We start from the raw sequence: 12,833 nt of genomic DNA on the forward strand, positions 1-12,833 counted from the left end.
ATGTATCTGTTCCGTCTGGCCATGGCCAGCCTCGCCAACCGGCGTTTCACCGCCCTGCTCACCGCTTTCGCCATCGCGCTTTCCGTCTGCCTGCTGCTGGCGGTTGAACGGGTGCGCACCGAAGCAAAGGCCAGTTTCGCCAGCACCATCAGCGGCACCGACCTGATCGTCGGTGCCCGCTCGGGCTCGGTGAACCTGCTGCTGTATTCGGTGTTTCGCATCGGCAACGCCACCAACAACATCCGCTGGGACAGCTTCGAACACTTCGCCAGCAACCCGAAGGTGAAGTGGGCGATCCCGATGTCTCTCGGCGATTCCCATCGCGGCTACCGGGTGATGGGCACCACCGAAGCCTATTTCGAGCATTACCAGTACGGTCGCCAGCAGCACCTGGAACTGGCGGACGGCCGCGCCTTCGCCACCGATCCGTTCGAAGTGGTGCTCGGTGCCGAAGTGGCCGAAGCGTTGCATTACAAGCTCGGCGACAAACTGGTGCTGGCCCACGGTGTGGCGGCGATCAGTCTGGTCAAGCACGATGACAAACCGTTCACCGTGGTCGGCATTCTCAAGCGCACCGGCACTCCGGTGGACCGCACGTTGCACATCAGCCTCGGCGGCATGGAGGCGATCCACATCGACTGGCACAACGGTGTGCCGGCCCGTGGCAACGGACGGATCAGCGCCGATCAGGCGCGCAACATGGACCTGACGCCGCAAGCGATCACCGCGTTCATGCTCGGCCTCAACAGCAAGATTTCGACCTTCGCCCTGCAACGGGAAATCAACGAATTCCGTGGCGAGCCGATGCTGGCGATTCTGCCGGGTGTGGCCTTGCAGGAGTTGTGGAGCCTGATGAGCACCGCCGAAAAAGCGCTGTTCGTGGTCTCGCTGTTCGTGGTGCTGACCGGATTGATCGGCATGCTCACGGCGATTCTCACCAGCCTCAACGAACGCCGCCGCGAGATGGCGATCCTGCGTTCGGTGGGCGCGCGGCCGTGGCACATCGCGAGCCTGCTGGTGCTGGAAGCCTTTGCTCTGGCATTGACCGGGGTGATCGCCGGGCTGGCGTTGTTGTATATCGGCATCGCCGCTGCTCAGGGTTATGTGCAGGCCAATTACGGTCTGTATCTGCCGCTGGCCTGGCCAAGCGAGTATGAATGGACGCTGCTCGGTGGCATTCTGGCTGCCGCGCTGCTGATGGGCAGCGTGCCGGCCTGGCGCGCGTATCGCCAATCTCTGGCCGATGGCCTGTCGATCCGTTTATGAGGATGTTCACCATGCCCCGCGCTGTCCTTGCGCTGCTGTTGCTGGTCGCCCTGCCCGTGTGGGCTGCGGCGCCGAAAGACCTGACCTGGTCGGAGATGATCCCGCCGGACGCGGCGCCGGAAGTGCCGAACATGACGCCGCTGCACGACCTCTCGAAGATGAGCGATGCACTGTCTGCCGAGTCCGCGCCAGCGGCCAAGCAGGACATGCCCAACGCCCCCGTGGTGCAAAGCCTCGATGGCCAGAATATCCGCCTGCCGGGCTACATCGTGCCGCTGGAAGTCAGCGAGGAAGGTCGCACCACGGACTTCCTGCTGGTGCCGTACTTCGGCGCCTGCATCCACGTGCCGCCACCGCCGTCGAACCAGATCGTGCACGTGAAAAGCGAACTCGGCGTGAAGCTCGACGAGCTGTATCAGCCGTACTGGGTGGAGGGTCCGTTGCAGGTCAAGCAGTCCACCAGCGAACTGGCAGACGCCGGGTATCAGATGGAAGCGGACAAGATTTATGTGTACGAGCTGCCGGAGTAAGTCCGGCAGTCAGTTATAGCCCTCTCCACTGGCTTTGCGAGCAAAGGTTCCACAAAAAAACTGCCCATCACTATTTCATTGAGCTGAGTCAAAAGACCGTATCAGACGGATTCGTACCATAGGACATCAAACATTTTTAACGTCCTTTGGGAGCTTCCATGAACAAGTCCTTGCTCAGCGCCTCGCTGTTTGCCCTCGCGCTCGCAGCCCCGCTCGCCCACGCCCACGAAGCCGGCGACATCATCGTTCGTGCCGGTGCGATCACCGTCAACCCGAAGGCCGACAGCTCCAGCGTCAAGGTCGATCAGGGTCCGTTGAGCGGCACCAACCTGGGCGGCAAGGCGACCATGAGCAGCGACACCCAACTGGGTCTGAACTTCGCCTACATGCTGACCAACAACATCGGTATCGAGCTGTTGGCCGCGTCCCCGTTCGAACATGACGTGAAGCTCAAGGGCACTGCCCTGCCAGCCGCCAACGGCAAGCTCGGCACCCTGAAACACCTGCCGCCGACCCTGAGCGTCGTCTACTACCCGCTGGACGCGAAGTCGCCGTTCCAGCCGTACATCGGCGGCGGCATCAACTACACCTGGATCTACGACGAGCACGTCGGCAGCGAAGCCCAGTCCAACGGTTTCAGCAACTTCAAGGCGAAAAACTCCTGGGGCCTGGCCTGGCAGGTCGGCGCCGACTACATGCTGACCGACAACATCATGCTCAACGCCCAGGTGCGCTACATCGACATCGACACCCGCGCCACCGTCGAAAACAACGCCGTGGCCCCGGGCACCCGTGCACGGGTGAATGTGGACGTTGATCCCTTCATCTACATGGTTGGTCTAGGCTACAAGTTCTAAAGAACGTTCACGTGGTGGTGAATGAGGCTTGGTGGCGGGCAGCTCAGAACTGGCGGCGATGTTACGCCATCGACCGGGGAGCAAGCTCCCTCGCTACAGGAAACCGGTTTGAAAGCCGAATTCCGGCCGTGAAAAAGGCGCCTGTCAAAAGGCGCCTTTTTCATGCCTGCGAGAAGCTCAGCGGCCGAGCAGACGGGCCAGGCCGACGTTCATCGGTGTTGGCGTCGGGCACTTGAATCGCTCAAGCAACCGGCGGTTGTTCGCCCGCGAATGACGGATGTCACCGGAGCGCGCCGGGCCGTAGCTGACGGGCGGCAACTCGCCGACCACCGCCTCGAGCGCGGCCAGCATCTGCTTCAGATTGGTCGCCTGATTCCAGCCGACGTTCACCGCACCGACGTCCACTTGCGGCTTCTCGAGCGCCTGCACCAGGACGTCGACCAGGTCTTCGACGTACATGAAATCCCGGGTCTGCTCGCCATCGCCGAACACGGTGATCGGCAGGCCTTTCTGCGCGCGTTCGCTGAAAATGCTGATCACCCCGGAGTACGGCGAGGACGGATCCTGACGCGGGCCGAAGATGTTGAAGAAGCGGAAGATCGCCGGTTCCAGACCGTGCTGGCGACGGTAGAAATCGAAGTACTGCTCGCCGGCCAGTTTGTCCGACGCGTAAGGCGTCAACGGCGCCTTGGGCGTGTCTTCGTCAATCGACTCGCCTTCGCCATTGTTGCCGTAGACCGCCGCACTGGATGCGTACAGCACACGTTTCACGCCAGCCTCGCGCATGGCTTCGCAGACGTTCAGCGTGCCGATGAAATTGCTCTGGTGGGTTTTCACCGGATCATCCACCGACGCCTGCACCGACGCTACGGCGGCCAGATGGGCGACAGCGCTGCAACCCTGCATTGCCTGTGCGACTAGAGCTGCATCGGCCACATCGCCAACGATCAGTTCGACCCTGGGATTATCCAGCGGCAGATTGCTGCGCTTGCCGGTCGACAGATCATCGAGGATCCGCACCGAATGACCCTTGGCAAGCAGCGCGTCAGTCAGGTGCGAGCCGATGAAACCGGCGCCGCCGGTGATGAGAACAGGGCCTTCAGCCATGACGATAAAACCTATCCAGTAAGCCCGGGAGCGCCGCACGCCAGGCGCGCGGCTTGATCCCGAAGGTGTGCAGAATTTTCTTGCAGGCGAGTACCGCGTGTTGCGGTTCTTCAGCGGCATCCGGCCGCGCGGCGTGGGCCTGGGCGGTCGGCGCTTCGATGGCCAGCGGGTGCAGACTGCGCGCCTCGGAGAGAATCGCCTGGCCCAGCGCCAGCGGCGTGGTCGCCTCGTGGCCGGCGTAGTGGTAAGTGCCCCACAGCGGCGCGGCGCAATCGAGTTGCTTGAGCACCGAAATGATCACCCGTGCCGCATCGTCGACCGGGGTTGGATTGCCACGCCGGTCATCGGCCAGCAGAAGTTCTTCCGGCTGTTCGGCACGGGCCAGGAAGCGCCCGAGGATCCCCTCCGGGCTGTCGTCGAGCAGCCAGCCGAAGCGCAGCAGCACGTGTTGCGGACAGGTGGCACGTACGCTCTGCTCGATCCGCCACAGCGCCTGACCGCGCAGGCCCAGCGGCACTGGCTCGTCTTTTTCGCTGTAGGCAGTGGCGCGGGAGCCGTCGAACACCCGATAACTGGACGGCTGCACCAGCACGATGTTGTGGTGCTGGCACAGTTCGGCCAGACGCTCGATCGCGCGTTCCTGTCCGGCCAGACGGCTTTCGCTGACGGCCTCGGCCTGGAACCAGTCGAAATAGTAGGCAAGGTTGATCAATGCATCGGGACGGGTGTCGTCGAGCAATTGGGTCAGGCTCGCGGCATCCCAGCCGTCTTCGGGCGGGCGGGGGGCGAGGAAACCGATGTCTTCCTCCGCACCGAGGCGAATCAGCGCCTGCCCAAGGGCATTTCCGCCGCCCAGTAACATAAGGCGCATTCGCATAGAGTCAGCAGGCCCAGTCTGATTGGAACGATGGCTTTGGCGACGATGCTCGTGGCAGCGTCGTCGATAATTGCCGGAATCGTTGCATTTTGCGGGTTTAGTGCGCAACCGTCACCCGTAAAGTGTAGATCCCGAGCGGTACTTGCAACTTCGCCCGCCCACCCGCATAACTGAAGCCATGAATCTGCCCCTCCCCAAGGACGCGGCCCTGGCAGGCTTCCACCCCGCCGTCAGCGCCTGGTTCAGCAGCACATTCCCGACGGTGACCGCCGCCCAGGCCCGCGCATGGCCGTTGATCCGCCAACGCCGCTCGACGCTGATCGCCGCGCCCACCGGCTCCGGCAAGACCCTCACCGCGTTCCTCGCGGTGCTCGACGAACTGGTCCACCGTGGCCTGGAAACCCCGGACGGTCTGCCGGACGAAACCCTGGTGGTCTACGTTTCGCCGCTCAAAGCGTTGTCCAACGACATCCGCATCAACCTGCAGAATCCGCTGGCCGGGATTACCGACCAGCTGCGCCAAATGAATCTGCCGGCGCTGGAAATCACCACCGCCGTGCGCACCGGCGACACCCCGCAGAAAGACCGCGCCGCCATGCGCAAGAGCGCGCCGCACATTCTGGTGACCACCCCGGAATCGCTCTACGTGCTGCTCGGCTCGGAATCCGGCCGAAAAATGCTCGGCACCACGCGCACGGTGATCGTCGATGAAATCCATGCCATCGCCGCCGGCAAACGCGGCAGTCACCTGGCCTTGAGCCTCGAACGCTTGCAGGCGCTGTGTCCTGAACCACTGACCCGCATCGGTCTGTCAGCCACGCAAAAACCGATCGATGCGGTTGCGCGTTTTCTGGTCGGCCATGAGCGCCCGTGCGAAATCATCGACATCGGCCACGCCCGCCCGCGGGATCTGGGCATCGAAGTGCCGCCGGTGCCGTTGTCGGCGGTGATGGCCAATGACGTCTGGGAACTGGTCTACGACCGCCTCGCCGCACTGGCCCGTGAACACCGCACCACGCTGATTTTCGTCAACACCCGACGCCTGGCCGAACGCCTGAGCCGGCACCTGAGCGAACGCCTCGGCAAACACGCGGTGGCCGCGCACCACGGCAGTCTGGCGAAGGAGTTTCGCCTCGACGCCGAGCAAAGGCTTAAACGCGGCGAGCTGCAAGTGCTGATCGCCACCGCGTCGCTGGAACTGGGGATCGACATCGGCGAAGTCGACCTCGTGTGTCAAATCGCCTCGCCACGTTCGATCGCCGGCTTTCTGCAACGGGTCGGTCGTTCCGGGCACCAGGTCGGCGGCACGCCCAAGGGGCGCCTGTTCGCCACCACCCGCGACGATCTGATCGAATGCGCCGCCCTGCTCGACTGCGTGCGCCGGGGTGAACTCGATACGCTGCACATCCCCGAGGCGCCGCTGGATGTGCTGGCGCAGCAGATCATCGCCGAGGTCAGTTGCCAGGAGTGGGCCGAGGACAATTTGCTCGCACTGTTCCGCCGGGCCGAGCCCTACGCCCACCTCGACGAAACACATTATCAGGCGCTGCTGAGCATGCTCGCCGAGGGCTACAACGGCCGCCAGGGCATCCGCAGCGCCTACCTGCACCGCGACGCCGTCAGCCGAACCCTGCGCGGACGACGCGGCGCTCGGCTGACCGCCGTCACCAGCGGCGGCACCATCCCCGACAACGCCGACTACAGCGTATTGCTCGAACCCCAGGGCCTGAACATCGGCAGCGTCAACGAAGACTTCGCCGTGGAAAGCATTGCCGGCGACGTGTTCCAGCTCGGCAACGCCTCCTATCGCATCCTGCGGGTGGAAACCGGCAAGGTTCGGGTCGAGGACGCCCAGGGTCAGTCGCCGACCATTCCGTTCTGGCTCGGCGAGGCGCCGGGGCGCAGCGATGAGTTGTCGGCGGCCGTGGCGCGCTTGCACGCGCAGCTCGATCAACTGCTGAGCGCCAGCCCCGGCAACCTGCAACCGGCCACCGACTGGCTGACCGAAACCCTCGGTCTGGATCTGGCCAGCGCCGAACAGCTTGTGGATTATCTGGCCCGCGCCCGCCTCGCCCTCGGCGCCTTGCCGTCCCAGGACACACTGCTGATGGAGCGTTTTTTCGACGAGTCCGGCGGCACCCAGCTGATCATTCATTCGCCATTCGGCAGCCGAATCAATCGCGCCTGGGGCCTGGCCCTGCGCAAGCGTTTCTGCCGCACCTTCAACTTTGAATTGCAGGCCGCCGCCAGCGAAGACGCGATCGTGCTGTCGCTGTCCACCAGTCACAGTTTCGAACTCGACGAGGTCTGGCGTTACCTGCACAGCAACAGCGCCGAGCACATCCTCATTCAAGCGGTGCTGGATGCGCCGCTGTTCGGTGTGCGCTGGCGCTGGAATGCCGGCGTGGCGCTGGCCTTGCCGCGCTACACCGGCGGACGCAAAGTCGCGCCGCAATTGCAGCGGATGAAAAGCGAAGACCTGATCGCCAGTGTGTTTCCCGATCAGATCGCCTGCCTGGAAAACCTCGCCGGCGAACGGGAAATCCCCGCGCATCCGCTGGTGGAACAGACCCTCGACGATTGCCTGCACGAAGCGATGGACAGCGAGGGCTGGCTCGAACTGCTGCGGCGCATGGAGCGCGGCGAAGTGCGCCTGATCGCCCGTGACCTTCCGGCGCCCTCGCCGCTGGCGGCGGAAATCCTCAGTGCCCGGCCCTACACCTTTCTCGACGATGCACCGCTGGAAGAGCGTCGAACCCAGGCCGTACTCAACCGCCGCTGGAGCGATCCGCAATCCACCGATGACCTCGGCGCGCTGGACGCTGACGCGATCAACGCCGTGCGCGAAGAAGCGTGGCCGACGCCGAACAGTGCCGATGAAATGCACGAAGCGCTGATGAGCCTGGCCTGCATCAGCGACCGCGAAGTCGCGGCCAATCCGCAATGGCGCGAGTGGCTGAATGCTTTGGCCGAAACCGGGCGAGCCTGCCGATTGCAGATCGATCCCGAGCACTCACTGTGGCTGGCGAGAGAACGCCTGACCTGTCTGCAAGCGCTTTATCCACAGGCGCAGTCGGCACTCCCCGCGCTGCCCGGTTTCGACGAAACATGGACGGCCGATGAGGCACTGATCGAAGTGATCCGCGCTCGGCTCGGCGCATTCGGCCCGCTACCGCTGGCGGCGATTGCCGAGCCGCTGGCCTTGATGCCGGCCTCTGTTCATCAAGCCCTCGCTCATCTGGAGCGCGAAGGTTATGTACTGCGCGGCCAGTTCACGCCGGGATCGCCCGTTGAGGAATGGTGCGAACGCCATCTGCTGGCGCGCATTCACCGCTACACGGTCAAGCGTCTGCGCCGGGAAATCGAGCCGGTGGCGTTGCAGGATTTCATGCGGTTTCTGTTCGACTGGCAGCACTTGTCTCCGTCTACCCGTGGTCAGGGCAACACCGTCTTGCCAGCGATTGTCGGTCAGTTCGAAGGCTACCCGGCTGCCGCTTCGGCGTGGGACAGCGACCTCCTTCCCGCGCGGCTCAAGGACTATTCACCGACCTGGCTGGACGATCTGTGTCGCAGCGGCAAGCTGGTATGGACGCGCCTAAGCGCCCGACAAAACACCAGCGGCACGGCGTTGCGCAGCACACCGATCGTGTTGCTGCCGCGCAGTCAGGTTGGCTTGTGGAGTGCACTGGCCGAACAGACGCCAGTCAGCGAACTGTCGCCCAAAACCCGCAAGGTTTTCGACGCACTCAGCCAGCACGGCGCGCTGTTTTTCGATGAGCTGATGCATGAAGCGCACCTGCTGCGCACCGAGCTGGAAATCGCCTTGCAGGAACTGGTCGGCGCCGGGCTGGTGAATGCCGACAGCTTTGCCGGATTGCGGGCGCTGATCACCCCGGCGAGCAAGCGCCAGCAGCGTAGCAGTCGACGCGGGCGCGGGGCGTTTGTCGGTGGCATGGACGATGCCGGGCGCTGGGCGCTTTTGCGTCGCGGGCCGGTGGTGGAAAACCGTCAAACGGCGTCGCCCGAAACCCTCGAACACATCGCCATGACCTTGTTGCGCCGCTATGGCGTGGTGTTCTGGCGCCTGCTGGAACGTGAGGCCGACTGGCTGCCGAGCTGGCGCGAACTGCTGCGCACGTTCCATCGACTGGAAGCGCGGGGCGAGATTCGCGGCGGACGCTTTGTCAGCGGTCTGGCCGGCGAGCAATTCGCCCTGCCCGAGGCGATTCCGCTGCTGCGCGAAGTGCGCCGTCGCCCCCATGACGGCAACCTGATCGCGGTGTGCGGCGTCGATCCGCTGAACCTCGCCGGCACCTTGTTACCGGGGGCGAAGGTGCCGGCTCTGGCGAGCAATCGGCTGGTGTATCGCGACGGATTGCCGGTCGCTGCCGAGGTCGCGGGCAAGCAACAATTCTGGGTGGAACTGGACTCCGCCGCCATGAGTGAAATCCGCAACAAGCTGACCCGTCACTGAGTGCGCGCCTGCTCCGGCAACACCACCGACGAATGCGCCGGCGCCACCTCTTCTTCCTGTCGCTTGGGCAGCAAAACCTGCTGTGGATAAGTCTGCGCGAAATGCACCCACGGGCTGTTATCCACAAGCTTTTTCAGACGCTGGTTGAATGCGCGGCTCACCGCATATTGCCCGCCGGAAACCGTGCGAAATTGCGCGGTCAGCACCACGCCGTTCAGGTCCATCTTGTCCACACCGAACACATCCAGCGGCCCTTGCAGGTTGTACTTGAGGAATGGATCTTCGCGGATCGAATCTCCCGCCTCGCGGATCAGCTCGATGGCCTTGTCGACATCGGTGTCGTAGGTGAACTGCACCGAGAAAAACGCGAACGCAAACTGCCGCGATTGATTGGTCACGGCCTTGATCTGACCGAACGGCACCGAGTGCACGAAGCCCTTGCCGTCACGCAGGCGCAGGGTGCGAATGGTCAGGCCCTCGACCGTGCCGGCATGCCCGGAATCGAGCACCACCCAGTCGCCGATCGAGAGGGTGTCTTCGATGATGATGAACAGCCCGGTGATCACGTCCTGCACCAGTTGCTGCGAGCCGAAACCGATGGCCAGACCGACCACCCCGGCACCGGCCAGCAGCGGCGCGACGTTGATCCCAAGATTGGCCATGGTGGTGATCGCGCAGATCACCACCAGGATGATTTTGATCGCGTTGCGCAGCAGCGGCAGGATGGTTTTCACCCGGGTGCTGGGCTGGCGCGCAGAGCGTTTGCTGACTGGCGGCTTCAACGCTTCCTGAATCGCCGTGTCGAGCACCACCCACAACAACCACGTCACGAGGAAGATCAGGCCGATGCTGCTCAGGGCATTGCTGATCGCCCGACCGACCGTGCTGCTTTGCGCGAAGTCGAGCAGCGACACACCCCAGATCCGCCCGAGGATATCGATGAACGCAATCGCAACGACGATCCGCAGCAAGGCGTGCAACAGGCTGAGGAAACGTTCCTTGTAGGCACTGCTGCGCTGGATCGCCTCGGCCCTGCGCGACTTGAACAGGTGTTGCAGCACAGTGCTGAGAAACACCGTGCCGATCAGCAGCACCGTGGTGAGCAACGCGCAGCGCAGGGCTTTCTGGTTGTCCTCGCCGATGCCGATCAGATTGACCGCCGAGACCAGCACCATCAGCACGATCGGCCAGTACCAGAGCCCGGAAAAAATCCGTAGCGACTCCTGCAGCGACGGCTGTTTCAGACGCTGGGCCAGCGGGCGATTGCGGATCAGGTGCGCCACCGGCCGACGCAGGCGAATCACCAGCAGACCGAAGATGATCGACGCCAGAAGACCGGTGAACACCGCGATGCTGCTGGTGATGTTGCCGCCCAGTTGGCGGGCGATCTGCGGGCTGGTCAGGGCATCACTCAACGCGGCGAGAAAACCGATCAGGAACAGCGGTTTCGGGCAGTAGTCGCGAATGATCTGCACGGCGCGGCGCTTGTGGCCGGTGTTGAACATCACCACCACACACAACAGCATCGACGTGGAAAATATCCCGCTGCTGGTGGCGTAGGCAAAACACAGCGCCAGCGCCCGACCGACCGAGGCCGACAGAAAATGGCTGACGTACAGGGTCAGCGGCAGACAGATCAGTGCGGGCAGCGTGTAGGGCAACAGGTAACCGAGCAGGTCCTGACTGCGCTGGCGGGTGCGCAGCCAGCGCCCTTCCCGCAGGCGTTTGCCCAGCACGCTGCCGAGCACGGTCAACACGGCAAAGGTGCCCAGCCACACGCCGGAGAGCATCAGGAAATCCCCCGCCACGCTCCAGCCCGAGCGGTTCGAGGGTTGGTTGACCAGCCTGTCGACTTCATCCGCCGCCCGGTCGGCGCGCAGGCGCCAGGCGTCGACTAGATGCTCGTTGAGATCGAGTTTGTCCTGCACGTCGTCGATGCCGGAACTGATGGCGCCGAGCAGTCCTCCCTGCACGATCGGCTCCGGTTTTGCCGGCTCTTCACTGGCCGCCGGAACGCCCGGCAAGCTGGCGGCTTGCACTGCATTGCCGCCGAACAACAGCAATGCCCCCAATAGAATCGCGATCCTGAACCTGGTCAAAACGCAGAGCTCCCTTGGTTGAACCTGTATGGAACTGATCGACATTTGGCCGGCAAAGTTCAAGAGCCCCCTCACCCCAGCCCTCTCTCAGAGGGAGAGGGAGCCGACTGAGTTGTTTTCAATAGTTACATCGACCTGAAAGGTTCGTTTTGATCTCAAGTCCGAGAGCCGGCTTATGCTGCGTCGGAACCTGAGTACGGCTCGGTGTATCACGTCGGCGTAACTCAAAAGGACACATCGATCAGTCCCCTCTCCCCTCGGGAGAGGGTTAGGGTGAGGGCGTGCTTTTGATCTTTGCTCTCAGGTCAAATATCAAATGCCCATCCCTGTATTTTTTCACCCCCACCAAACCCCGACACTGCGCTTCATTCAATCCCCCACCGGAGTGCCGTGATGCCCATTGCCCTGCTCGCGCTGACCCTCAGCGCTTTCGCCATCGGGACGACCGAGTTCGTCATCGTTGGCCTGCTTCCTACCATCGGCGCCGATCTCGGCGTCAGCCTGCCGTCCGCCGGTCTGCTGGTCAGTCTCTATGCCCTCGGCGTAGCCATCGGTGCGCCGGTGCTGACCGCCCTCACCGGCAAAGTCCCGCGCAAACTGTTGCTGCTGTCGCTGATGGTGCTGTTCACCCTCGGCAACCTGCTGGCCTGGCTGGCGCCGAGTTATGAATCGCTGGTGCTGGCGCGGATCGTCACGGGTCTGGCCCATGGCGTGTTCTTCTCCATCGGCTCGACCATCGCGACCAGCCTGGTGCCCAAGGAAAAAGCCGCCAGCGCGATTGCGATCATGTTCACCGGTCTGACCGTGGCGCTGGTCACCGGCGTACCGCTGGGCACGTTCATCGGTCAGCATTTCGGCTGGCGTGAAACCTTCCTCGCCGTGTCGGCACTCGGCGTGATCGCGTTCATCGGCAGCTTGCTGTACGTGCCGAAAAACATCGCCCACAGCAAACCAGCCTCGCTGTTGCAGCAATTGCAGGTGCTCAAGCAACCGCGCCTGTTGCTGGTGTACGCCATGACGGCCATCGGTTACGGCGGTTCGTTCATCGCCTTCACATTCCTGGCGCCGATCCTTCAAGACATCTCCGGCTTCAGCGCCGGCACCGTCAGCCTGGTGTTGCTGGTGTACGGCGTGTCGGTGGCGGTCGGCAACCTCTGGGGCGGCAAACTGGCGGACAAACGCGGGCCGATCAGCGCGCTGAAAATCATCTTCGCCCTGCTCGCCGCCGTGCTGTTCGTGCTTACTTTCACCGCAGGAAATCCATGGCTGGCGCTGGCCACCGTGCTGGTCTGGGGTGCGGTCGCCTTCGGCAACGTGCCGGGCTTGCAGGTGTATGTGGTGCGTCAGGCTGAACATCACACACCGCACGCCGTGGACGTGGCCTCGGGGCTGAACATTGCCGCGTTCAACCTCGGAATTGCCGGTGGCGCGTGGGGTGGTGGTTTGATCGTCGAGCACATCGGCCTGATCCATACCGCGTGGATTGGCGGCCTGGTGGTGCTGGTGGCGCTGGCCCTGACCGCCTGGAGCGGTCGCCTCGATCGCCTGGGCCCGGTGTACGCCGAACCCGCCGAAGGCTCGGCCCGGATTGTCACTGGGCACTGATCCGGCAGCCCGACCGTC

8 protein-coding genes are annotated in these 12,833 nt (G+C 63.6%); 5 read left to right on the forward strand and 3 right to left on the reverse strand.

Annotation, left to right across the window (positions count from 1 at the left end):
* The 3 genes from C1X29_RS01125 (at position 1) to C1X29_RS01135 (ending at position 2,653) form a co-directional block, all read left to right on the forward strand.
* Complete coding sequence (locus tag C1X29_RS01125; RefSeq protein WP_064599744.1) at positions 1–1,266, forward strand: ABC transporter permease; 1,266 nt, start codon at positions 1–3, stop codon at positions 1,264–1,266.
* An 11-nt stretch (positions 1,267–1,277) separates the two neighbouring features.
* Positions 1,278–1,796: a DUF3299 domain-containing protein gene (locus tag C1X29_RS01130; RefSeq protein ID WP_064384123.1), complete on the forward strand. Its 519-nt coding sequence runs from the start codon at positions 1,278–1,280 to the stop codon at positions 1,794–1,796.
* A gap of 158 nt (positions 1,797–1,954) precedes the next feature.
* A complete protein-coding gene (locus C1X29_RS01135; protein WP_074691639.1) occupies positions 1,955–2,653 on the forward strand; it encodes an OmpW family protein in 699 nt (232 codons plus the stop codon).
* Positions 2,654–2,830: 177 nt separating this feature from the next.
* On the opposite strand, the gene C1X29_RS01140 is transcribed toward C1X29_RS01135, so the two are convergent.
* Positions 2,831–3,760: an NAD-dependent epimerase/dehydratase family protein gene (locus tag C1X29_RS01140; protein WP_102716673.1), complete on the reverse strand. Its 930-nt coding sequence runs from the start codon at positions 3,758–3,760 to the stop codon at positions 2,831–2,833.
* Positions 3,753–4,637, reverse strand: a complete 885-nt coding sequence (locus tag C1X29_RS01145; RefSeq protein ID WP_011336149.1) for a sugar nucleotide-binding protein — start codon at positions 4,635–4,637, stop codon at positions 3,753–3,755. Before C1X29_RS01145 ends, C1X29_RS01140 begins: the two co-directional genes overlap by 8 nt.
* Positions 4,638–4,815: 178 nt before the next feature.
* Between C1X29_RS01145 and C1X29_RS01150 the strand changes: the two genes are divergently transcribed.
* Positions 4,816–9,111, forward strand: a complete 4,296-nt coding sequence (locus C1X29_RS01150) for a DEAD/DEAH box helicase (protein WP_102716674.1) — start codon at positions 4,816–4,818, stop codon at positions 9,109–9,111.
* On the opposite strand, the gene C1X29_RS01155 is transcribed toward C1X29_RS01150, so the two are convergent.
* On the reverse strand, positions 9,105–11,210 hold the full coding sequence (locus C1X29_RS01155) for a mechanosensitive ion channel family protein (protein ID WP_102716675.1): 2,106 nt from the start codon (positions 11,208–11,210) through the stop codon (positions 9,105–9,107). The two genes, C1X29_RS01150 and C1X29_RS01155, sit on opposite strands and share 7 nt — an antisense overlap.
* A gap of 393 nt (positions 11,211–11,603) precedes the next feature.
* Here C1X29_RS01155 and C1X29_RS01160 point away from each other — a divergent pair, with 393 nt between their 5' ends.
* Complete coding sequence (locus tag C1X29_RS01160) at positions 11,604–12,815, forward strand: MFS transporter (RefSeq protein WP_102716676.1); 1,212 nt, start codon at positions 11,604–11,606, stop codon at positions 12,813–12,815.
* Positions 12,816–12,833 lie beyond the last annotated feature (18 nt).

The organism is Pseudomonas sp. GW456-12-10-14-LB2 (genome assembly GCF_002884345.1).
GTDB classification, from domain to species: domain Bacteria; phylum Pseudomonadota; class Gammaproteobacteria; order Pseudomonadales; family Pseudomonadaceae; genus Aquipseudomonas; species Aquipseudomonas paraglycinae.

What these genes read in the sequence shown, in the direction of transcription:
- C1X29_RS01125 (WP_064599744.1), top strand. Translation starts at nt 1, where the DNA reads ATGTATCTGTTCCGTCTGGCCATGGCCAGCCTCGCCAACCGGCGTTTC.
- C1X29_RS01130 (WP_064384123.1), top strand. Translation starts at nt 1,278, where the DNA reads ATGCCCCGCGCTGTCCTTGCGCTGCTGTTGCTGGTCGCCCTGCCCGTG.
- C1X29_RS01135 (WP_074691639.1), top strand. Translation starts at nt 1,955, where the DNA reads ATGAACAAGTCCTTGCTCAGCGCCTCGCTGTTTGCCCTCGCGCTCGCA.
- C1X29_RS01140 (WP_102716673.1), bottom strand. Translation starts at nt 3,760, where the DNA reads ATGGCTGAAGGCCCTGTTCTCATCACCGGCGGCGCCGGTTTCATCGGC.
- C1X29_RS01145 (WP_011336149.1), bottom strand. Translation starts at nt 4,637, where the DNA reads ATGCGAATGCGCCTTATGTTACTGGGCGGCGGAAATGCCCTTGGGCAG.
- C1X29_RS01150 (WP_102716674.1), top strand. Translation starts at nt 4,816, where the DNA reads ATGAATCTGCCCCTCCCCAAGGACGCGGCCCTGGCAGGCTTCCACCCC.
- C1X29_RS01160 (WP_102716676.1), top strand. Translation starts at nt 11,604, where the DNA reads ATGCCCATTGCCCTGCTCGCGCTGACCCTCAGCGCTTTCGCCATCGGG.